This window comes from Levilactobacillus bambusae (assembly GCF_003124125.1).
Classification (GTDB): Bacteria; Bacillota; Bacilli; order Lactobacillales; family Lactobacillaceae; genus Levilactobacillus; species Levilactobacillus bambusae.
Genome location: NZ_QCXQ01000007.1, coordinates 43,634 through 66,126, shown reverse-complemented (window position 1 = coordinate 66,126; position 22,493 = coordinate 43,634). Strand labels below are relative to the sequence as shown.

17 protein-coding genes and 1 tRNA gene are annotated in these 22,493 nt (G+C 48.8%); 17 read left to right on the top strand and 1 reads right to left on the bottom strand.

The window, feature by feature from the left end; genetic code table 11:
- Window positions 1–103 precede the first annotated feature (103 nt).
- The 3 genes from DCM90_RS09560 to DCM90_RS09550 all read left to right on the top strand — a co-directional run bounded on the left by DCM90_RS09560 (window position 104) and on the right by DCM90_RS09550 (window position 2,946).
- Window positions 104–175 (top strand) — tRNA-Thr (locus DCM90_RS09560).
- 82 nt (window positions 176–257) lie between these two features.
- Window positions 258–1,595, top strand: coding sequence for a dihydrolipoyl dehydrogenase family protein (locus DCM90_RS09555; RefSeq protein WP_109251150.1), 1,338 nt, complete (start codon window positions 258–260; stop codon window positions 1,593–1,595).
- Between the two features lie 178 nt (window positions 1,596–1,773).
- Complete coding sequence (locus DCM90_RS09550) at window positions 1,774–2,946, top strand: cation:proton antiporter (protein WP_109251149.1); 1,173 nt, start codon at window positions 1,774–1,776, stop codon at window positions 2,944–2,946.
- Window positions 2,947–3,034: 88 nt separating this feature from the next.
- Here DCM90_RS09550 and helD read toward each other — a convergent pair whose 3' ends face one another.
- Entirely contained in the window at window positions 3,035–5,338 is a 2,304-nt protein-coding gene (helD, locus tag DCM90_RS09545) for an RNA polymerase recycling motor HelD (protein WP_109251148.1), read from the bottom strand.
- Between the two features lie 368 nt (window positions 5,339–5,706).
- On the opposite strand from helD, the gene trpS reads away from it, so the two are divergent.
- The 14 genes from trpS to ispE all read left to right on the top strand — a co-directional run bounded on the left by trpS (window position 5,707) and on the right by ispE (window position 22,484).
- Window positions 5,707–6,732, top strand: coding sequence for a tryptophan--tRNA ligase (gene trpS, locus DCM90_RS09540; protein WP_109251147.1), 1,026 nt, complete (start codon window positions 5,707–5,709; stop codon window positions 6,730–6,732).
- A 19-nt stretch (window positions 6,733–6,751) separates the two neighbouring features.
- The gene (locus DCM90_RS09535; protein ID WP_109251146.1) at window positions 6,752–7,684 is read left to right on the top strand and encodes a Ppx/GppA family phosphatase; all 933 of its coding nucleotides are present in this window, start codon (window positions 6,752–6,754) and stop codon (window positions 7,682–7,684) included.
- Window positions 7,685–7,746: 62 nt separating this feature from the next.
- Entirely contained in the window at window positions 7,747–8,997 is a 1,251-nt protein-coding gene (locus DCM90_RS09530) for a hydroxymethylglutaryl-CoA reductase, degradative (RefSeq protein ID WP_225366026.1), read from the top strand.
- Between the two features lie 10 nt (window positions 8,998–9,007).
- Entirely contained in the window at window positions 9,008–9,973 is a 966-nt protein-coding gene (locus DCM90_RS09525) for an IpaB/EvcA family protein (protein ID WP_109251144.1), read from the top strand.
- Between the two features lie 19 nt (window positions 9,974–9,992).
- A complete protein-coding gene (locus DCM90_RS09520) occupies window positions 9,993–10,691 on the top strand; it encodes an NAD-dependent protein deacylase (RefSeq protein ID WP_109251143.1) in 699 nt (232 codons plus the stop codon).
- A 16-nt stretch (window positions 10,692–10,707) separates the two neighbouring features.
- The gene (locus DCM90_RS09515) at window positions 10,708–11,553 is read left to right on the top strand and encodes a DUF72 domain-containing protein (protein ID WP_109251142.1); all 846 of its coding nucleotides are present in this window, start codon (window positions 10,708–10,710) and stop codon (window positions 11,551–11,553) included.
- 121 nt (window positions 11,554–11,674) lie between these two features.
- Entirely contained in the window at window positions 11,675–13,741 is a 2,067-nt protein-coding gene (gene metG, locus DCM90_RS09510) for a methionine--tRNA ligase (protein WP_109251141.1), read from the top strand.
- 83 nt (window positions 13,742–13,824) lie between these two features.
- Window positions 13,825–14,607: a TatD family hydrolase gene (locus tag DCM90_RS09505; protein WP_109251140.1), complete on the top strand. Its 783-nt coding sequence runs from the start codon at window positions 13,825–13,827 to the stop codon at window positions 14,605–14,607.
- Window positions 14,594–15,154 carry a ribonuclease M5 gene (gene rnmV, locus DCM90_RS09500; protein ID WP_109251139.1) on the top strand — a complete coding sequence of 187 codons (561 nt, stop codon included), beginning with the start codon at window positions 14,594–14,596 and terminating at the stop codon, window positions 15,152–15,154. Before DCM90_RS09505 ends, rnmV begins: the two co-directional genes overlap by 14 nt.
- Window position 15,155: 1 nt before the next feature.
- Window positions 15,156–16,043, top strand: coding sequence for a 16S rRNA (adenine(1518)-N(6)/adenine(1519)-N(6))-dimethyltransferase RsmA (gene rsmA / locus DCM90_RS09495; protein ID WP_109251138.1), 888 nt, complete (start codon window positions 15,156–15,158; stop codon window positions 16,041–16,043).
- 135 nt (window positions 16,044–16,178) lie between these two features.
- On the top strand, window positions 16,179–16,433 hold the full coding sequence (locus DCM90_RS09490; protein WP_109251137.1) for a Veg family protein: 255 nt from the start codon (window positions 16,179–16,181) through the stop codon (window positions 16,431–16,433).
- 172 nt (window positions 16,434–16,605) lie between these two features.
- A complete protein-coding gene (locus DCM90_RS09485) occupies window positions 16,606–18,564 on the top strand; it encodes an acyltransferase family protein (protein WP_225366025.1) in 1,959 nt (652 codons plus the stop codon).
- A gap of 133 nt (window positions 18,565–18,697) precedes the next feature.
- Complete coding sequence (locus tag DCM90_RS09480) at window positions 18,698–21,484, top strand: cation-translocating P-type ATPase (protein WP_109251136.1); 2,787 nt, start codon at window positions 18,698–18,700, stop codon at window positions 21,482–21,484.
- 145 nt (window positions 21,485–21,629) lie between these two features.
- A complete protein-coding gene (ispE, locus tag DCM90_RS09475) occupies window positions 21,630–22,484 on the top strand; it encodes a 4-(cytidine 5'-diphospho)-2-C-methyl-D-erythritol kinase (protein ID WP_109251135.1) in 855 nt (284 codons plus the stop codon).
- Window positions 22,485–22,493 lie beyond the last annotated feature (9 nt).

The window sequence follows — 22,493 nt, the reverse complement described above, 5'->3', positions numbered from 1 at the left end:
GATAGGACGTTGCCGCGCAACCTAAGGAAGGTTTACCGTAATGGTAAGCCTTCTTTTTTGTGCTTTACTGGTATCTTAATGGAATGTTTGGTAACATGGAAATGCCGTTTTAGCTCAATAGGTAGAGCACTTCCATGGTAAGGGAGAGATGTCGGTTCAAATCCGCCAAATGGCTTACAGAATAGAGAAGCATTCTTCTCGGTTAAAAGAGCTTAACGTGATAGGCTTAGGGTAACTGTATGAGGAGGGTGATTGTTGTGACACAGGACTACGATGTCGTTATTATTGGGTCAGGCCCCGGCGGAAATGGGGCGGCCTATGCGTTAGCGGCCGAACATAAGTCGGTTGCCGTAGTGGAAAATGACTTGTTTGGTGGCACTTGCCCTAACCGGGGGTGCGATCCCAAACGGATTTTACTCGCTGCGATTGAGGCTAAGGCTTATCAGGACCATATGTTAGGCAAGGGAATTGACGGCGGAAGCCAGGTTAACTGGCCGGACTTAATGGCGCATAAGCGAAACTATACGGATGCGGTTCCCGAGAAGACGGAAGCTGGGTTGAAAGCAGCGGGGGTGACGACCTACCATGGCAGCGGCAAGTTTACTGATGAGGGGACCTTTGAAATTGGGTCGGAAGAATTATCGGCACGCAACTTCATCATTGCTACGGGACAGCATCCGGCACTCTTACCCATGGCCGGACAGGAAAATTTATTAACGAGCAATGACTTTTTGAACCTCAATCAAATGCCCCGGGACATTACGATCATTGGTGGGGGTTACATTGGGTTTGAACTATCCTCGATTGCTAAGGGTGCCGGGGCCAACGTTCATTTAATTCACCATAATAACCGCCCGCTCAAGCAGTTTGACGAAGAGTTAGTCACTGATTTTGTGGCGGCTGTTAAAGACGAGGGAATTGATGTCCAGCTAAACACAAACGTGACTGAGGTTCAGAAGGCTGACCAGCAGTTTAACGTGCAAACTGCCGATGGCCGGCAGTTTAAAACCGATGCGGTCTTTTGTGCGGCTGGCCGGGTGCCTAACGTTGACCAATTGAATTTGGCGGCCGTAGGGATAACCACGGATCGCCATGGTATTCAGGTCGATGAACATTTGAAAACGACAAACCCTAAGATTTATGCGGTTGGCGATGTTGTTTCGGAATCCCATCCTAAGCTGACCCCGAAGGCAGCTTTTGATGCAGCGTACGTTGCAGCTGATATTTTGAATCCCTCGCAGTCAGCGATAGATTATCCGGCCATCCCAACGGTGGTGTACGGGCAACCAAAGTTAGCGACCGTCGGAGTCAGTGAAAAGGATGTTCAAAGTAATCCCGATGCCTACGAAGTAAAATCACAGGATGTGACGTCATGGCTGACTTACCACCGGATTCACGATCCATACGCCCGGGTAAAAACGATCATCCAAAAGTCAACCCATCAGGTAATTGGGGCGCAAGTAATGAGTAGTGAAGCTGATAGCTTGATTAATGCCTTCACCCTGATGATTGATGAAAAAATCGATCAGAAGCGGTTAAATCAATTGATTTTGGCTTACCCAACGACGGCAAGTGACTTAACCTACTTTAACTAAAATTACCAGAGCTTAGGGACATTATGAGTAGACCATTTTAAGAAGGCAGCCAACCACGATTAAATGGTAATCGTGGTTGGCTGCCTTGTTGTTAGATTTAGATATAATTTGGCGGAGATGACGGACCGTTATCTTTCAGGGTATAATAGGGGGGTCAAAAACAGAAAGGAAGTTTGCCGTGGCCTTTTTAGGAACGTTATGCCTGCTATTAGTTTTAACAACACTGGCAGGTCACCTCTGTAACCGGGTCGGAATTCCGGCCGTCATTGGTGAAATTTTAGTTGGTGTATTAGTTGGTCCAGCGCTTTTGAACTGGATTCAACCCAACCACTTAGTTGACCTATTTTCAAACATTGGGGTTGTGATCCTCATGTTTATTGGTGGCTTAGAAAGCGACCTTAAGCTGCTGAAACGATACTTAAAACCCGCGATTCTTGTCGCAGTCATTGGTGTGATCCTGCCGCTGGCTATTATGGGTGGCGTTAGTTTGGGTTTTGGTTATAGTCTGGTGGACGCCATTTTTATCGGGATAATCTTTTCGACGACGTCCGTCTCCATTTCAGTCGAAGTCTTGAAGGATTATCACGCCCTCTCAACGAAGGAGGGGGCAACCATTTTAGGAGCGGCGGTTGCAGACGATATATTAGGGGTTGTCCTGCTATCCGTTATGCTAAGCTTAGTGGGGGGCGGTCAAACCGGTCATTCTTCCATGAACTTAGGTTTGGTGATCCTCCTTCAAATCGGGTTCTTTGTGGTGACCTATTTGCTGGTCAAGTGGATTGCACCCTACCTGATGCGGCTCAGCGAACGTCTGCTAATGGCTTCTTCAGTTACGATTGTATCCATTGTGATCTGTTTTAGCATGGCCTTTCTAGCTGAAAAGGTCGGTCTAAGCGGGGCAGTGGGGGCTTTCTTTGCCGGGATTGCCGTAGCCCAAACGCCCTACCAAACGGAAGTGGCTGAACACGTTGAGCCCATTGGCTACGCCATTTTCATTCCCGTCTTCTTTGTGAGTGTTGGGTTATCCATTACGTTTACGCATCTAAATGAGTCACTGCTTTTCGTGGTTGTTATGACGGTGCTGGCATGCGTTACCAAACTAAGTGGATGTGGACTTGGTGCTCGCTGGTCCGGGTTTAACCGGCTCAGTTCACGGGTAATTGGGGCCGGAATGATCTCGCGGGGTGAAATGGCGTTGATTACCGCCCAAATTGGGTTTTCGGCGGGACTGTTAACAAAATCAACCTATTCAGACGTGATCCTAGTCATTATCCTGGCAACGGTCATTGCACCGTTCATACTAAAAAATGCGTTAAAGAAGTTAAAGGAATCAGAGTTAGAAGTGGAATAAAGTGAATTAAGAACATTCATTCAAAACGGCCGTCCATCAGCTTCGATATTTACCGAAGACAGTGGGCGGCCGTTTAAGTGATTGCACCTTAGTTATTTAACTCATGTTCAATTTGAAGTTGACCCGCTGGAATCCGGGGCGTTGCAATGAGGGGAGAGACGGGTCCAATGCTGAGGAGGGTTAGGTGATGCATTGCCCGGGTAGCAATGGTGTATAACGTTCCCGTCAATGAAGCGTCCGGGTAGTTTTGGGCTGAAACGTCGTAAGCAATGACGCTATCGAATTCTAATCCCTTGGCCAGATAGATCGGTAAAACAACGGCCCCCTTTGGCAGACTACGGTCCATGTCGGTTAAGAGGGTGACTTGATCGAGTTCACCGTGAATTTCCTGATAGACCTGGCGTGCCTCGGTTAGATTCTTGGTAAGAATGGCACAGACGCTGCTTTCAGCGAGTTCCGTTTGAACCTCCCGGATGAGGGCGCGGGTGGCACCAGCGTGGTCATAGCGAATGATCAGTTTTGGTAGGTCACCAGGGCGGTTAAACGCCTCAATCCGATCACCGTCTGGTAGCAGCGACTTAGCAAACGTCGTAATGGGGTACGTTGACCGGTAAGAACGATTCAGCGTAATTAACCGGGACTTTTTAACGTGGAAGGCTTCGTTTAGCTGGCGTAAAACGGCTTCTGGCTCTTCAACGTCCTTAAAAAGGGCCTGCTCACTGTCGCCAAGGAAGGTCAGTTTGGCACGGGGGAAGGCATGGTGGAGATATAGCAGCTGAGCCAAGGAGTAGTCCTGCATTTCATCGATGAACAGGAACTGAATGGCACTGTTGGTTCCGCCCCCAAGAAGTTGATCCCGCAAGTATAGCAACGGAGCGGCATCAATGAGATTTAGCCGGTGGTACTCAATTTGGTCGTGGTAGTCTGAAATGCTTTGCTGCCAACTGGACTGACTCACGTTTTCGGGTAGGGAACACTGGTTAAGAAAGGCGTTGTACTGCTGGTAAGTATCCAAGAAGTAGCCGTTATAAATGGCATCATATACGGAGCGTAACCGATCTTTGACCAATTTATGGGCAATGTAGGCCACCTCATCATCTAACTGCTGGAATTGGTGGCGCCGTTTGCTGCCTAACAGGGTGTGGTATTCTTCGGTGCTTAGGTTATCAATGGCATCTTGGACCCAGTCCTTTTTGGCCTCAACGTCGATTCGGGCCTTTAATTGTTTAATCAGGGCGTTCTTAAGTTGAAGAAACCGGTCCACGGGTAAGACGTTTGGCAGGGTCTCGTACAAGGCCTTGATTTCCCCGTGACTGAAGAAAATGCGGCCGTCAAATAAAATATCGGTGAAGGCCATCTCGGGCGTCTTTAAGTTCCGGCAGTAGTCCCGAATGGTTGCCATAAATTCGGCCCCCTCCTTGTAGTCGCGCAGGTGGGCATCCCCGGGATGGGTTTGGTCAGCTTCGTAGCGGTCAAACAAGGATTGAACGTGCAGGCCCTCGAACCGTTCGTTAAAGAATTCAGCGAGGGTGACCTGGGCCATATTTCGTTCGCCAAGGCTGGGGAGAACGTCAGAAATGTAGTGGCTAAAAAGTTTGTTGGGAGAAAAGAGAACGATTTGGTCGGCCTCGAGTTCCCTGCGGCTGTGGTACAGGAGAAAGGCAATCCGCTGCAAAATAGCGGACGTTTTTCCGGACCCGGCAGCCCCCTGAACAACGAGCAGGTCACTGCGGGTATCACGAATAATGTCGTTTTGTTCCCGCTGGATGGTTGCCACGATGTTTTGCATGGTGTCGTCGTTTTGTTCGCCCAAAACGTGCTGAAGCATTTCATCGCCCACGGTCTCATTGGTGTCGAACATGTTTTCAATGTGGCCGTTCTGAATAAGGTACTGCCGTTTTTTTTGGAGGTCGGTGGTTTGAGACCCCGCGGGAGTCTCATAGGCCACCTGACCGAGCACACCATTATAGTAGATACTTGAAACGGGGGCCCGCCAATCGTAGATCAAAAAGTTTTGGTCGTCGTCAACGAACGAGGAGGTCCCGATGTATAACCTTTCGGGCTGGGATTCATCCGGATCCTGTATATCAATGCGCCCGAAGTAGGGGGACTTTTCCAGGATTTGGTAGCGTTCTAACTGGTTTTTAATGATGGATTCATTTTCATTCAACCGTGATTCAAGGGCCCGCTGCTGCTGTAGTTCGGCACTGGTATCAATTCGATCATCAATTTCAAACCAGTTTACGGACGTATTGTTACGGTAGTTTTTTTGGACGTCGCGCTTTTCGGCGTGGGCCTTTTCGTATTCGTCCGTGGTGGTTTCAATTCGGTCTGAGATTTTATTAATGACTGAATCTACACGGGCTTGTTCCTGTTTTTGTTCGTCATCCACACGGTCCGCCTCCTTAAATTGCTTGAACAATTTTAGTGTCTTATGGAACGAAAGTCAATGGATCTATTTTACCGCGTCACGGAGAGAAGAAACAGCTTTACAGTTTGCTAAAATCTCGTTAAACTAAGGGTAGAGATTTGTTTCAGGGAAAGTAGGCAGGAACAGAGATAGGGTCCCTTGGTTGAAAGGCTCTACGTGCCGAATTGGACTGAATCACGGAAGAATCGCTGGGAAAACTACCCTTATAGTTGAGTGGCGAGAAATCGCAATATAGGTGGTACCACGCGCAAGCGTCCTAGTGCAGAGATGCAGTAGGACGCTTTTTTTTCCAAAAATCAATCATGATGAAAGTTAAGGGAGCGAGATAAATGGTAGAAAATAAAAAACACGTTATTTTAACTGGCGATCGGCCGACGGGACAATTACACATTGGGCACTACGTGGGATCCTTAGAAAACCGGGTAAAGTTACAAAACAGCGGGAACTATGATACGTACGTTATGATTGCGGATACCCAAGCACTGACGGATAACGCCCGGGACCCCGAGAAAATTCGGCACAGTTTGATTCAGGTGGCGTTAGACTACTTGGCCGTTGGAATTGATCCAAATAAGTCAACGATTCTCGTTCAATCACAAATTCCGGCCCTGTCTGAATTAACGATGGACTACCTAAATCTCGTTACGGTTTCCCGGTTGAACCGGAACCCAACCGTGAAGGCCGAAATTAAGCAGAAGAAGTTTGGCGAGAGCGTCCCAGCGGGCTTCTTTATTTACCCGGTGAGCCAAGCCGCAGATATTACGGCGTTTAAGGCGGACACGGTTCCCGTGGGCGAGGATCAAGAACCTATGCTGGAACAAACCCGAGAAATTGTCCGGACGTTTAATAACGTTTACGACCAAGACATCCTCGTTGAACCCCAAGGCTACTTTCCGCCAAAGGGTGAGGGTCGGATTCCAGGATTAGATGGTAACGCTAAGATGAGCAAGTCGCTTGGCAACGCCATTTATCTGGCGGATGATGAAGATACCATCCAAAAGAAGGTCATGTCCATGTATACGGACCCAACCCATATCCACGTTGAAGATCCTGGTCACGTTGAAGGCAACACCGTCTTTACCTACCTTGATATTTTTGCGCCGGACAAGGATCAGGTGGCTGAATTGAAGGCACAATACGAACACGGTGGCCTTGGCGACGTCAAGATTAAACGGTACCTTAACGATGTCCTGCAGGCCAAGTTAGCACCTATCCGTGAGCGACGTGAGCAATACGCGAAAGACGAAGCTGCGGTGTATGATATCCTTAAACGGGGAAGCGAAAAGGCCAACGTGGTTGCAAACCAGACGTTGCAGGAAGTTCGCGATGCAATTGGAATCAACTACTTTAACTAGTGTGAAATGAGGTGGCGGGATGCAGTACTTGGGGATAATTGATATTGGCTCCAACTCTGTTCGGCTGGCCATCTACGGCCTGCACGAGGATGGAACTTACCGTGAAGTTAAACGGGTCAAGGAAGACAGCCGGCTATCAGAGGGAATGGGCCGAGAAAAAATTTTGCAGCCCACGGCAATTGCCCGAACGATTGCGGCACTCCGGTCGTTTCAAAAGGTCTACCAAAATTACCAGCACATCACGATGATGGGCATTGCCACGGCAGCCGTTCGGCAGGCTAAAAACCAAGCGGCCTTTTTAGACCGGGTCAACCGGGCAATCGGGATTACCATTCAGGTTCTAACAGGGACTGAGGAGGCCCACTTTGACTACCTGGGAACCGTTAATGAACTGAAAGTTTCCGACTACCTCTTACTGGATACCGGGGGTGCCAGCTGTGAATTAGTTTATGTTTCAAACCGTAACTCCCGCGCCGAAATTAGTGTGCCCTTTGGGGCGGTTAGTTTGAGTGAACGGTTCAACCTCCAAAACCGGGTACGGGCGGCCGATCTTTTTTCCGCCCAGCAGTATGTTTGGGACCAACTGGCGGCGATCCCTTGGTTAGGGAAGTGTCAGACGCTGCCCTTAGTCTTGCTCGGCGGTGCCAACCGGTCCCTAGCTCGGATGAACAAAAAGCACCAGCGTAACCGGCACATTGACGACATTCACGGTTATCAGCTCACCCGGACGGACGTTTTTAAGGCGTTTGAAAAACTGCTGCGTGCCGATTTGAAGCAGCGCAAACAGATATCGGGTCTGGAACCAGATCGGGCGGATATTATGGTTGGCGGCATGTTACCCCTGATCCAATTGCTGGATCGGTTGGGGTCCGACCAGGTCCTTTTTTCCGAGAGTGGGGTCCGAGAGGGAATCATTTTTGATTACATTGAAAAACATATTCAACAAAAGTAGGGGTGGGGTTGGACCAAATGAAAGTTTGGGACAGCCCTATTTCGTTAAAGGAGGTAACCCATTTGGGACAGGAACCGTTCTACAAAAAAAGTTATCAGGACCGGTTAACCGAAATTAGTGAGCGCCATCACCTGACAGCGCAAGAGACAGCCCAGTTGATGGCCTTAGCCAACGAACGGGACGGGCAGCTCGTGGAAAACTACCTGACGACCTATGGACTCCCGGAGGGCATTGCCACGGGAATCCGGGTCAATGGGGTAACCCATGACGTACCCATGGTGGTTGAAGAACCGTCCGTAATTGCGGCGGCAAGTAACGGGGGCAAAATGACGGCACTTGGCGGCGGAATGACCGCTACCGTCTTAAACCGGCAGTTAACGGGGCAGATTGTCTTTCAGAAGGTCACCCATCCCGCTGATTTAGCGGCTAAACTGACCCAGTTAGCGCCTGAAATCCTGAAGACCGCAAATGCGGCGCACCCCTCCGTTTTAACCCATGGGGCCGGCGCAACCGATATTCGGGTCCGGCCGATGGCTCCCGATTGGGTGAGCCTGGATTTGCAAGTGGACGTTGGGGAGGCTATGGGGGCCAACACCATGAACACGATGCTTGAGGCGGTAGCGGCATGGCTAACGCCTCAAGTTAACGCCCCCATCTTAATGAGTATTCTCTCAAACTACGCCACCGAGTGTTTAACGACAGCAACGGTTAAGATTCCCGTCGCGGCCGTTGCCACCAAGACACTTAGCGGGGCAACGGTTGCCGCTCAAATTGCGGCTGCCAGCCAGTTTGCCAAGGTTGATTCTTACCGGGCGGCCACCCATAATAAGGGTATCATGAACGGAGTGGATGCCGTTCTCATTGCGATGGGAAACGATTGGCGGGCGGCGGAAAGCGGGATTCACGCGTATGCGGCGCGAAACGGGCAGTACGAAGGCCTGAGCACGTGGCGGGTTGAAAATGAGATGCTATCCGGGGAACTGACCCTCCCCTTAGCCGTCGGATTTGTCGGTGGCGCCATAAACATGCTACCATTGAGTCGGTTAAATCAGCAGATTGCGGGGGTTGAAACCGCACGCGAGCTCATGATGCTAGCAGTCAGCGTGGGACTGGCCCAAAATTTATCGGCCTTAAGAGCTTTGGTTTCCGATGGGATTCAGCAGGGGCACATGCGGCTGCAGTACAAATCACTGGCTGTCACGGCTGGAGCAACGACCGATGAGGTTCCCACTTTAGTGGCCAAACTAACGGCCGTCTCGCACGCAGATCTGGCTACGGCACAAGAACTCTTACAAGAATTAAGACAAGAATAGGTGAAAAAACATGACAAATGATGAAATTGAATTAAACGAGGCCACTCAGTCCCTGTTGAACGCGGTTAACGACTTATTTCCGGGGAACGTTAGCGTACAGTTTATCGGTCAGCTGCAGTCCGGCTACGTGCGGCACGATCAGTCCCAACAGGTACAGTCGGGGAAGGATTTAATGGTTCAGATTGCGGATCTCTCGGCACCCAATTATACGGCTTCCCATGAATTGCTTCATTTATTGATGGTGTTGCGGGGCTTTCCTCAGGTCTTCTTTTCCCTCACTACCGGCAATGAACAGCTGGACCAGCAGCTCATGTTCATGGGAACGGAACTGTATGACATTGTGTGTCATTTTGTGGTGGTGGATGAACAGCGTAAGCACGGCCTGATTAACGACGAAGTAGAAGCGATGTACCTTAAGGGAATCAAGCATACGATTAAACCGGAACCCGAACCGCTGGATGATGAAATGACGCTTCGGCTGCTGACCCTGTTAGATGCCATGGTTTTCTACGGCGACCGATTTGACGAAGTAAAACCGGAGCTCGAACGGGATTATCCGGTGGCATTAGCCGCTGCGGAAAAACTGTATCAGCTAATTTCAGAAAAGAAGATTGATTCACCGTTTACCCTCCGGCGTAACGTGGTGAAGCTTTTCAAGGCGTTTGATGATCAGCTGACGGAGTGGCATTTACCGGCACTTCATAATCCGGAATTTACCACGATTACTTCCGTGTTAAGCGAGCGGCAGCTTCGGTTGAAGGTCCGACAGGTCTTTGAGCTTTTCCACTCGGATCTTCACGATCAAAAAACCGGTCGTCGGGCGTACGTTGGCTTTAATAAGGGGGACAACCAAAATTCCTTTGTCATTTCAGCACCGAAGCCCGGGGATGACACACCAGACTATTACAAGGGAATTTATGAATTAACGGTTGAAGAACTCTTCAAGCAGTTGGAAATGCCTTACATCTTACGTTAGCATCGGGAGGCGTGATAGTATGGATTCGGCGATTCAAACGGCATTTGATCGGGCCCAGCACATGGTATTTCTAACCGGGGCGGGGGTTTCAACCCCCTCTGGGATTCCTGATTACCGGTCTAAGGCCGGCTTGTATACGGGGCATCAAAACGCGGAATACTACCTAAGCCAGACGTGTTTTACGCGGGAACCCGACGTATTCTACGATTACATGAAGACAAATCTGTATTACCCTGAGGCTCGGCCAAACGTCATTCATGATAAACAGGCGGCGTTGACCAATCAGGGGCGGGCCGCTATCGTCACGCAGAATATTGATAATTTGTATCACGTTGCGGGAGCGACCCACCTCGTCGAGTTTCACGGTAATTTATATGACGTTTACTGTGCGGCCTGCCACCAAAGATTTCCGTGGCAGGATTACCTGGTGGATCCGCGTCATGCCATGGATCATGGCTGGTTAAGACCCAACATTGTCCTCTACGGGGAAGGATTAGATCCCGAAACCGTTAATCGGGGCGTTCAAGCGGTGGCGAAGGCCGATTTAATTGTGATCGTGGGGACTTCGATGCGGGTCTACCCGTTTGCGGGATTATTAGATTACCGGTCACCTGCGGCCAAAATTATCGTGGTTAATCAAGAGCGGCTGGATCTGCCGGTTCCCTATACAATGGTTCAGACGAATGCAGAAGAATTCTTTGATGACTTAACCGTTTAATAAAGGGGGAGTTTTTGTGATAACGATTGGATTAACAACGTGGAGTGACCATCCGGCCTTGATTGAAAATGAGGATCGCAAGGTCAGCTTGCAGGAGTATGCGGGTTATTTTCCAACGGTGGAAGTCGACACCCCGTTTTATGGAATTCCCAGAGAAACGACCATTGATAAGTGGTTAGGCGATGTTCCGGAGGGGTTCCAGTTTGTCATGAAAGCAAACCAGGTGATGACGAAGCACGACGTGAGGAAGGACCCGGTTTCAGAAGATGATCGGCAACGGGCGTTTAGGGACTACGTCAAAACGATGCGGCCAATGCAACGGGCAGGGAAGCTGAAGACGGTGCTCTTTCAATTTCCACCGTTCTTTACCCGCAATACGGCTAATATTCAGTACCTACAACTTGTTCGCCAAGAGATGGGGGATTACCCGATTACCGTTGAGTTTCGCAACCCTTCCTGGTATGACGAAAATCTGAAACTGGATTTGACGGCCTATCTGACGTCGCTAAACATGACGATGGCGGTCGTGGATGAACCCCATAACCTTAACGACGGAGTTCCGTTTAAACCGGTTGTCACCACGCCCGACCTTGCACTCCTACGGCTGCACGGTCAAAATCAAAAGGGCTGGTTCAACCAAGATAAGAATTGGCGCAAGACCCGCACCCTGTACCGGTATAGTGATCAAGAACTGGAACACTTTGCCCAGGTGGCGACCGAGTTAGCGAAGCAGGCAAAAGAGGTCTGCATTATCTTCAATAACAACTCTGGTCACGATGCGGCGCCGAATGCGTTAAAGTTGAAGGATCTCCTTCATTTACACTGGGATGATTTGGCTCCCCAGCAACTAAATTTGTTTTGAAAAGAACCGGAGTTAGGGCGAAAACGCATTTTGCCGAACTCCGGTTTATGCTATACTGAGAGAGAATTTATCGAAAATGATACGAACAACAATAAATTAATTAACAAGAGGGGATTCGCATATGTCAGACACAAAATCGACCTTTTACATTACAACGCCGATTTACTACCCATCCGGGCGGCTTCACATCGGAAATACCTATACTACGGTGATTGCAGATGCGATGGCGCGCTACAAGCGCAGTATGGGGGCCGATGTTTTCTTCCTTACTGGAACCGATGAACACGGAGAAAAGATTGAGAAAAAAGCGGAATCCCTAGGCCAGACCCCGAAGGAATACGTTGATGGCATGGCGGATCAAATTAAAGACCTCTGGAAAACGATGGCAATCACGTATGACAAGTTCATTCGGACAACCGATGCCGACCACGTGAAATCCGTTCAGAAAATCTTCCAAAAGCTATTGGATAAGGGCGACATCTATCTGGGCGAATACGAAGGCTGGTATTCTGTTGATGATGAGGAATACTTTACCGAATCCCAGCTAGCTGAGGTCTACCACGATGAAGCTGGCAATATGGTGGGTGGAAAAGCCCCCTCGGGTCATGAGGTTGAATTGGTTAAGGAAGAAAGCTACTTCTTCAAGATGAGTCGGTACGCGGACTGGTTACTGGATTATTACCACAGTCACCCTAACTTTATCCAACCGAACACCCGGATGAACGAAATGATTAATAACTTTATTAAACCTGGGCTGGAAGACCTAGCCATTTCCCGGACGTCTTACAGCTGGGGTGTGCCGGTCGATTCTGATCCTAAGCACGTTGTTTACGTTTGGATCGATGCCTTAAGCAACTACATTACGGCGTTGGGTTACGCAACGGACCATGATGAAGATTACCAAAAGTTCTGGCCGGCTGACGTTCAGTTAGTGGGGAAGGAAATCGTCCGGTTCCATACCATTTACTGGCCAATCATGCTGCACGCCCTTGATTTACCACTCCCGAAGACCGTCTTTGGTCACGGCTGGCTGCTAATGAAGAACGGGAAGATGTCGAAGTCCCGCGGTAACGTTATTTACCCCGAAACCTTGGTCGATCGTTACGGACTGGATGCCGTTCGTTACTACCTAACGAAGGCGATTCCTTACGGTAACGATGGGGTCTTCACGCCCGAAGACTTTGTGGACCGGATTAACTATGATCTGGCGAATGATCTGGGTAACTTATTAAACCGGACAATTGCCATGATTAACAAGTATGAGGGTGGCGAAGTGCCAAGTTTCGTTTCTGGGGTAACTAATTTTGATGCGGACCTAGAAAATACCGCTGCAGAAACGATCACTAACTTTGACCACTTAATGGATACCCTGCATTTTTCCGATGCCCTAGCGGAAATTTGGAAGTTAGTGAGCCGGACAAATAAATATATCGATGAAACCGAACCTTGGCGGCTTGCCAAGAGTGACGTTTTGGCGGACCAACAATTACTGGACGCCGTAATGAGCCATTTGGCAGCTAGTTTACGGGTTATTGCCACGCTCATCAGTCCGGTAATGCCAAACGCCCCCATCCAAATCTTTAATCAGTTGGGGTTGGATGCGGCAACGATTTCGCTTGCTGACCTAAAGCTTGCTGATTTTCCGAACGGGGTCCATACTGTCGCGAAGGGAACGCCAATCTTCCCCCGGCTTGATGCTGAAGAAGAAATTGATTTTATTGCGGGTCAAATGACAAAGTCGACGAAGGTGAAAGGGCGGGCTGCCAAGGCTGAGGCCGAAGCCACCAAAGCTCAAACCGTTGATGACTGGACCAATTTTGATCCCGAACAGACGGACTTAGTGTTAGGTGAAGAGCATAAGGAAATTCGGTTTGAGGCCTTTGAAAAAATCGAACTGAAGGTTGCCGAGGTGCTAGCCGTTAAAAAGGTTGAGGGCGCTGACAAGCTGCTCCAATTCCGGCTTGATGCTGGTGATCAAGGTAACCGCCAAATTCTATCCGGCATTGCCGAGTGGTACCCAAACCCGACGGAATTAGTCGGGAAAAAGGTCATTATTGTTGCCAACCTCAAACCCCGTAAAATGCGGGGAAACGTTAGCCAGGGGATGTTATTGTCCGCTGAACACGATGGCCAAGTGACACTGATTACGGTGCCTGACAACCTGGTAAACGGATCGATTATTGCTTAATTAGATACAGTGAAAGAACTTGGGGGACCGCGGCAAAGTAAATTTGACCCGGTCCCCTTTCATAATTTGAAGGGAGAGCCGATATGAAAATTTTTGATTCTCACACGCACTTAAATAGTGACGAGTTTCAGGCGGATATCCCCGGCTATCTGGCACAGGCTAAACGGTTGGGGGTCGTTCGACTGGCAAACGTGGGGTCGGATACCCGGTTAAATGCCGGGGCCATTGCGTTAGCGCACCAGTACCCTGAAATGGTAGCCGTGGTTGGGTGGCACCCCGAGAACGCCAAGGACTACCACGATTCCACGGAGGCAGAACTGGAAAATCAGCTGGCGGATCCCTCGGTGGTTGCCCTCGGTGAGATTGGGATGGATTACCACCAAAATGTTGCGCCGCATAAAATCCAAAAAACGGTCTTTGAACGCCAATTGGCACTTGCGAGAAACCTGCATAAACCCGTTGCCATTCACTGCCGGGATGCGTTTGAAGAGACCTACAAAATTTTAAAGGCGGCCCACGTTGAAACGTTCGGTGGGGTCATGCACAGTTTTAACGGCGACCCAGAATGGTTAGCGAAGTTTTTGGATCTCGGGATGATGATCTCCTATTCCGGCGTAGTTAGTTACAATAGCGCCCATGATGTGCACGCAAGTACCATTCAGACGCCTTTAGATCGGATGATGGTGGAGACGGATGCGCCATATTTGGCGCCGGTGCCTTACCGGGGCAAGCAAAACGAGCCGGCCAATACCCTGTATACAGTAGAGGCCATTGCCCGGTTACGCAACGTTAACCCGGATGAAATTGCGGCGGCAACCTATCGAAATACCCTGACTTTTTATGGAGTGAACGATGAAGAAAATTAAAGAAGTCCTCGTTGTGGAAGGCAAAGATGATACAAAAGCAATTAGCCGGGCGGTCAATGCGGATACGATTGAGACTCGTGGATCAGCCATTGACGATGATACCCTGCAGCTCATTGAGGAATTAGCGGAGAATCGGGGGATTATTATTTTTACGGACCCTGATTTTTCCGGTGAAAAGATTCGAAAGATTGTGGCCGAGGTGGTTCCAAACGCCAAACACGCCTTTCTTCCCAGGGATGAAGGCCGGCCCGATAAAAAAGGGGGGTCCTTAGGAGTCGAACATGCCACCCCCGACAGTATTCGCCGGGCTCTGGACCATCTTTACACGGAGGTGGAGGATGCACCAGAAGTCATCAGTCAGCATGATTTACTTGCCGCTGGTTTGATTGCCGGTCCCAGTGCAAAACACCGCCGGAAATTACTGGGGGAAGAACTGGGAATCGGGTACGTCAATGGTAAACAACTGGCAAAGCGACTGCGGATGTTTGAAATTAGTTTGGTAGACTTTAACGCTGCGGTGGCATTGATTAATAAGGAGGCAGAATAGGATGAGTCAGATTCCAGAAATTGGTACGCCAGCACGAACCCAGGCGATCCTAAACCGGTACCGGTTATCGGCCAAGAAGAGTTTGGGCCAGAATTTTTTGACGGATTTGAACGTTTTAAATAAGATTGTGCAGGCCGCTGACGTTACTGAGAACGATAATGTTATTGAAATTGGCCCCGGGATTGGCAGCTTAACCGAGCAATTAGCTAAGCGGGCACGTCGGGTTGTGGCTTTCGAAATTGATGAAAACTTGCTGCCGGTATTAGAAGATACCCTTAGCCCCTACGATAATGTCACGATCGTCAATGAAGATATCCTGCAGGCGAACTTGCCTCAGGTCATCAAGCAGACGTTTGAACCAGGGCATCCGCTCAAGCTAGTGGCAAACTTGCCCTATTACATTACCACGCCCATTCTGATGAATATTTTAGGCAGTCAGGTGGACTTTGAAGTTATCGTTGTTATGATGCAAAAGGAAGTGGCTGATCGTTTGACGGCAAAGCCCGGTATTAAAGCTTATGGTTCTTTGTCCGTTGCTGTCCAGTTTGTGGCCAATACCGAGATTGCGTTTGACGTTCCCCACACGGCCTTTATTCCCCAGCCAAAGGTCGATTCAGCCATCGTTAAATTAACACATCGGGAACCGTATCCGGTAATGCCGTACGATGCGCATACCATGATGGGATTTGTAAAGGGCTGTTTTGCTCACCGGCGTAAGAGTTTATGGAATAATCTTCAGGGAATTTTTGGAAAGCAGCCTGAAGTGAAGGAACGAATTGCACAGGTTTTGGATGAGCTTGGAATTTCAGCTCAAATTCGGCCCGAAAAGTTAACGGTTGAAAATTTTATTGAACTAACAAATGCATTTCACAATAACGGACTGTTATAGGGTATAAACGTTGTTATGGGTGATGTTTTCGAAATGTGAAATCAGCGTAACTTTTTCTTGAAATCCAAAAACTCTTATGGTATACTATTGCAATTTTGCATAAATCCTGCTATACTGTATCCTGAGGTGAAGGGCATGCCAACAACGTTAGCAGATATTAAGAAGAAGTTAGATGGGCGCATTGGATCCCATGTAATGGTGATTGCACAGGCGGGTCGAAAGAAAACGACCGAACGTCATGGGATTATTCATGAAACCTACCCGGCGGTCTTTGTCGTTGACTTAGATCAGGCGGAAAATTCCTTTGAACGGGTTTCCTACAGTTATACGGATATTTTAACTAAGAATATTGAAGTTAACTTTGTGGAAGAATTAGAAAAAGAAGCCTAATGTGGGAGCCTATTTTTATAGGCTCTTTTATTTATATAGCGGGTCAATCGGGGGAAATGTTTATTTTACCTGTAAATATTACAATTTGAAAAAATAATGCGTTTAACTGTTATTCTGAGATCGACCCTGCTATGATTAGTTTCAGTTATTTACATAATGTAGGAGTGAAAGTATGAAGCGAACGGATGGGGAACAGGCCACAATGAGTCGAGCTCAGTGGCAAGCAATGCAAGGGCAGCAGACGCCAAAAAAACGTCGGTATATTACTGGGATTGATGGAATGAGAACGTTAGCGGTTATTGGGGTCATTGTCTTTCACCTCGCTCCGTCTTCGCTTCCAGGTGGATTCTTGGGGGTTCCGATCTTTTTAGTCTTAGCGGGTTACTTAGTGACTTACTTCATGTTACGGGATTGGAATCGGGATCGGTCTTTACATATTGGATCATTTTTAAAGCGCCGGATTTTTCGGCTATACCCCACTTTAGTCGCGGTGTTAGTTGCAACTACAGCGTACATTACGTTGTTTCAACGGTCGTTGTTGACGAATATTCGGGCAACCCTTGGAACCAACATGGCGTTTATCTATAACTGGTTTGAAATCGGTCACGGGCAGTCCTACTTTGACCGGGCAATGGGGGAGTCACCCTTTACCCACTTATGGACGTTATCTTTAGAGGGACAGTTCTACTTGATCTGGCCACTTGTCATCATTATTTTGTTGAAGTTCAAAAAGAAATGGCAGGCAGCCGCTGTTCTGATGGTTGGTGCCGTTGCCTCGGCCGTTGAAATGGCCATGCTCTATAACCCAGAGACGGTTAATCGGGTATACTATGGGACCGATACCCGGGCGTTTGCCCTTTTAATCGGGGCTTCGTTAGCATTTATCTGGCCCATGGACAAGTTGTCAGAAAACGTTGGTCGGCTTAACCACCATCTTCTGAACACCATTGGTTTGGCTGCTGTGATTGGTATGGGTTACTTCTACGTCACAATGTCTGGATCTGATGATTTTGCGTACGATGGTGGGATGTTTATCTTTTCCGTTTTGGCCACCCTGTTAGTTGCCGTTGTGGTTCACCCAGGTAGTTCTTGGAATAAGTGGCTGACGAATCCCGTGTTTACATACATTGGTAAACGGAGTTACGGGATTTACGTCTACCAATTCCCGGTGATGGTCTTTTACGAAAACCAAGTTAAGAGTATCGGGAACCATCCGATTATCAATGCTATCATTCAGGTCGCAATTATTTTAATTATCAGTGAACTGAGCTACCGATTTGTTGAACAACCATTAATTCACTATCAATGGCGGAACTTGGGTAGCGATCTGCATAACCTTAGTCTCCATCCCGGTCGAATTATTAGCGGTACCATCGCGGTTTCCTTTATTGTGTTAACCGTGATCGGCATGCAGCTTCAGCCTAGCCACCCGCAGGAATCGGCGCTCAAGAAGACGATTACAGCTCGGAGTGTCGAAGCACAGAAGAAGAATGCCCGGGCAATTAAGCTTCAAAAAAAGCAGGAAAAGGAAGTGGCAGCTTTTTCTCATAACCAAAAGTTAGAAAAGGATGCCGTTAAAAACTTAACGACCAAACAAAAGAAGACCATGAAGGAATATAAGCTTTCCGCTCAAAATATGGTGACGTTACAGCATACGCCAATGACCGCAATTGGTGATTCGGTGATGCTGGACGTTTCCGGGGGCTTGCAAGACCTGTTTCCTGGGGCCGTTGTCGATGGTAAAGTTGGTCGGCAAATGGACGAAGTGGGTCCCATCGTCAAGTCAATGGCGGATAGCGGTCAGCTAAGCCAAAATGTTTTCTTTAACATTGGGACTAATGGAACTGTAACGAAGGATCAGGTGGAGGATGTGTTGACTGACATTGGTCCTAACCGGGACGTTTACTGGACGACCGCCTACGTTCCTAACCGGAGCTGGCAGAATCAGGTGAACAATACCCTGAAGGCCGAGGCCAAGAAGCATTCAAACGTTCATTTGATTGATTGGTATGGGGCAGCTAAGCAGCACCCTGAATGGTTCACTTCAGATGGAATCCACCCGAACAATACGGGAGTTAAGCAATTTGCCAGTTTAGTGGCAACTAGTATTGCTAAGGATAAAGAAAAATAAAATCAATCAACGTTTTCGGAACTAAGGGTAAGGACTTAGTTGCGGAAACGTTTTTTAGTTTGAGAAGCATTTCCTTCGAATTTCCATTCCAGAAGAATTATGATGAGGAAGAATAAGTTTGGGAGGGGTTAAAATGACACAGTACGCCACAAACGATCAGTTGGCACAGATGCCGGTTGACCAGTTCTACCAACAAATGGGATCAAGCCCGGCTGGCCTGCCCACCACTGAAGCGGATCAGCGCTTGACGACTGACGGCCCTAACACCATTCAGCAGGGGAAACGGACATCGAACTTTAAAGCGTTTATTAAAAATTTCACGAGTCTAATGGCCATTTTGCTGTGGGTAAGTGGTATCATTGCGATCTTAGCCGGGATGCTGGAACTAGGGATTGCCATTTGGGCGGTCAACGTGATTAACGGGGTCTTTAGTTTTTGGCAGGAACATGCGGCTAAGAAGGCGACGGATGCCTTAAAAGAGCTCTTACCTACTTATACAACAGTGGTGAGAGATGGTAAGACCGTTCAAATTAACGCTAACGACCTGGTGCCGGGTGACGTGTTTAATATTCAAACGGGGAACCGAATTTCGGCGGACGCCCGGATTGTCCAGTGTGAATCCTTACAGGTTGATGAATCTGCGCTAAGCGGGGAATCCCAACTTGTTTCAAAGCAGGTCGCCTATCATAAGGGGTCCGGTAAATACGATGAGGCCAATTTAGTGTACGCTGGGACCATCGCTGCACAGGGCAATGCCGTTGCGGTGGCCATTCAAACGGGGATGAAGACGGAGTTTGGGCAGATTGCGGCACTGACTGAAGGTGAAAAGAAGGTTGCTTCGCCACTGGAAATCGAGTTAAATCGACTTACCCGGGAGATTTCGGTGATTGGGATGTTAATTGGGGTGGCCTTCTTCATTGCGGCCATTTTAGTTGTCCACACCCCGGTAGCAAAGGCGTTTATCTTTGCCCTTGGAATGATCGTCGCGTTTATTCCGGAGGGGTTGTTGCCAACCGTTACCCTATCTTTGGCTAATGGAGTTCAGGGAATGTCGAAGCATCATGCCTTAGTTAAGGAATTAAACAGTGTGGAAACACTGGGGGAGACGACGGTCATCTGTTCAGATAAGACGGGGACCCTAACCCAGAATCAAATGACGATTGAGCATATTTGGCTGCCTGGTCAGCAATATGATGTTACGGGCGAGGGGTACGAAAATAACGGGCAGATTAAACGGGGAAATCAACCAGTTGCTTTTGGCCAGAACGCCGACTTAGATTTGCTATTACGTGCCAGTTTTTTAGATAACGACACCCAGGTCGAAGCCCCAAAGGACGCTCAACACGGACCAAAAATTATGGGTTCGCCGACGGAGGCCGCCCTGCAGATATTGGTTGCTAAAGCCGGGATGAAAACACACGAGATTCAGTCCACCAATCCCCGTGTAAAGGAATTTGGCTTTGATTCCAACCGGAAACGAATGTCCACGGTCAACCAGGCCACTGACGGGACAAAAACGCTGTACACTAAGGGGGCTTTGGATGGCATCCTAGCACTCTGTGATACCATTCTAGTTCAGGGGCGGGTTCGTCCCATGACGGATCAGGATAAAACCCAGATTGAGCAGGCTAACCAGGCTTTTGCGACCCAGGGATTAAGGTCCCTAGCGGTAGCATATCGGTCAGTAACTGATTCCGAGGATTTAAATCAGACCGCCGATCAACTGGAACATCACCTGACCTTTATTGGTCTGACTGTCATGTCCGATCCACCCAGGCCGGAAGTATATGAAGCCGTTAAACGTTGTCATACTGCGGACATTCGGATCATTATGGTTACCGGGGATGGGCCAACTACGGCCAAAAGTGTGGCGGTGAAGATTGGCATTAACGGGGAAAATGTCCGGATTATTACGGGCGACGAGCTGGCCCAGATGAGTGACTCGGACTTAGAAACAGCGGTCAAGGGTGACGTCTTATTTGCCCGGGTTGCGCCTGAACAAAAGTACCGCATTGTGAAGGCCAATAAAGCAAACGGGGAGATTGTCGCATCAACTGGTGACGGTGTTAACGATGCCCCGGCCCTCAAACAGGCTGATATCGGGATTGCCATGGGCCAAACTGGCACGGATGTTGCAAAGGAAGCTGCCGACATGATTTTAACGGATGACAACTTTGCGTCCATCGTGGCTGCCATTCAAGAAGGCCGGACGGTTTACGCGGACATTCAAAAATTTCTTCTGTATATTTTAAATAGTAACGTTCCCGAAGCGGTCCCTTCCATTCTCTACCTCTTTTCGGGTGGCTTAATTCCACTTCCGTTAACCGTGATGCAGATTTTAACGGTGGACCTTGGGACGGACATGATGCCGGCACTAGGTCTCGGATCGGAAAAGAGCGAGCCGGGAATTATGGATCAACCGCCCCGCCCAAGAAACGCCCACTTGCTGAACCGACGAATTATCTTGAAGGCGTTTGCCTGGTACGGCTTGATTTCTTCCGTTATTTCGACGGCCGCCTACTTCCTTGTGAACTACCGATACGGAGGGTGGCCTCACCAAGCCTTGGCTTCATCGGGATCGGTTTACCTCCAAGCAACGACAATGACCCTAGCCGCCATCGTTTTCTGTCAGATTGCCATGGCCGAAAATTGCCGGACCAAGCTGGTTTCGGTGTTTAAAATTGGATTATTCAGTAACCATCGAATTAACTTTGGAATTATTTTCGAGGTCTGTTTGCTGGCACTCATTATTTATGTTCCGATTCTGCAGGGCATTTTTAACACCACCGGATTAACGACGCTAGACTGGGTAGTTCTAGCCACAATTCCAATTCCCGTCTTTTTAGTTGAGGAACTACGTAAGTTTATGGTTCGTCGCCATTTGAGCCGGGAGGGGAAAAGTCCGGCAGCGGTGAAGTAAAAACGGAATGAAACAACCCGGAATCAGAACGACAACGGGTTGTTTTTCAGTCCCTCAGTGAGATCCATTTACGTGGAAAGGGTTCCAACTCATGCTGATTTCATAGTATAATAAAAAAAATATCAGCATGAAGTCAGGTGAACTCATGAAAGTCGTCGAGAAAGCACCAGCAAAGATTAACCTTGGGCTTGATACCCCTTACCATCATCGAGATGGCACGTTAGAATGGAATATGGTCATGACTTCGGTTGATTTAGCCGATTACGTCGAAATCGCAACCGAACCCAAACATCCGCGGATCCGGGTGTTTACGGACAGTGGTTTTTTACCGAACGACCAGCGAAATTTAGCCTACCAGGCGGCCCGAGTCCTGCAAACCCGGTTTCATATTCATGAGGGGGTAACCATCCGGATTCAAAAACGGGTTCCCGTAGCGGCTGGATTAGGCGGGGGCTCATCGGATGCTGCGGCCGTTCTCCGGGGGCTTAATAACCTTTGGCAGTTAGGCTTGAGTCTAGCGGAGTTAGCCGTGATCGGGTTGGAAATTGATTCGGATGTCCCATACTGCGTATACGGCTGCATTGCCCACGTCCAGGGTAGGGGAGAAATTATTACGCCGCTACCTAAGTTACCCCCGATGTGGATTGTCTTAGCCAAGCCCAAAATTTCGGTCTCCACTCCCGGGATTTTAAGACGGGTGGATTACCAAACGTTGGAGCATCCAGATATTGCGGGCCTTTTAACCGGAATTCGGGATCAGGATTTACCCCAAGTTTTTGCAACCATGGGGAATGCGTTAGAGCCCATTACCGCGAATCGATTCCCGGAGATTAGTCATATCAAAACTAAGATGTTGAATTTTGGGGCGAGTGCGGCCCAAATGAGCGGAACGGGCCCCACACTGTTTGCCGTCTGCGATAAGCAGTCACGGGCCCAACGAATGGTCAACAGTATTCGGGGTTTTTGCCACGAGGTTTACCTCGTTCGCCCCCTCAGTTAAGGAGGATCA

What these genes read in the sequence shown, in the direction of transcription:
- rnmV (WP_109251139.1), top strand. Translation starts at nt 14,594, where the DNA reads ATGAAGAAAATTAAAGAAGTCCTCGTTGTGGAAGGCAAAGATGATACA.
- DCM90_RS09490 (WP_109251137.1), top strand. Translation starts at nt 16,179, where the DNA reads ATGCCAACAACGTTAGCAGATATTAAGAAGAAGTTAGATGGGCGCATT.
- metG (WP_109251141.1), top strand. Translation starts at nt 11,675, where the DNA reads ATGTCAGACACAAAATCGACCTTTTACATTACAACGCCGATTTACTAC.
- DCM90_RS09480 (WP_109251136.1), top strand. Translation starts at nt 18,698, where the DNA reads ATGACACAGTACGCCACAAACGATCAGTTGGCACAGATGCCGGTTGAC.
- rsmA (WP_109251138.1), top strand. Translation starts at nt 15,156, where the DNA reads ATGAGTCAGATTCCAGAAATTGGTACGCCAGCACGAACCCAGGCGATC.
- DCM90_RS09485 (WP_225366025.1), top strand. Translation starts at nt 16,606, where the DNA reads ATGAAGCGAACGGATGGGGAACAGGCCACAATGAGTCGAGCTCAGTGG.
- DCM90_RS09520 (WP_109251143.1), top strand. Translation starts at nt 9,993, where the DNA reads ATGGATTCGGCGATTCAAACGGCATTTGATCGGGCCCAGCACATGGTA.
- DCM90_RS09505 (WP_109251140.1), top strand. Translation starts at nt 13,825, where the DNA reads ATGAAAATTTTTGATTCTCACACGCACTTAAATAGTGACGAGTTTCAG.
- DCM90_RS09535 (WP_109251146.1), top strand. Translation starts at nt 6,752, where the DNA reads ATGCAGTACTTGGGGATAATTGATATTGGCTCCAACTCTGTTCGGCTG.
- ispE (WP_109251135.1), top strand. Translation starts at nt 21,630, where the DNA reads ATGAAAGTCGTCGAGAAAGCACCAGCAAAGATTAACCTTGGGCTTGAT.
- trpS (WP_109251147.1), top strand. Translation starts at nt 5,707, where the DNA reads ATGGTAGAAAATAAAAAACACGTTATTTTAACTGGCGATCGGCCGACG.
- DCM90_RS09525 (WP_109251144.1), top strand. Translation starts at nt 9,008, where the DNA reads ATGACAAATGATGAAATTGAATTAAACGAGGCCACTCAGTCCCTGTTG.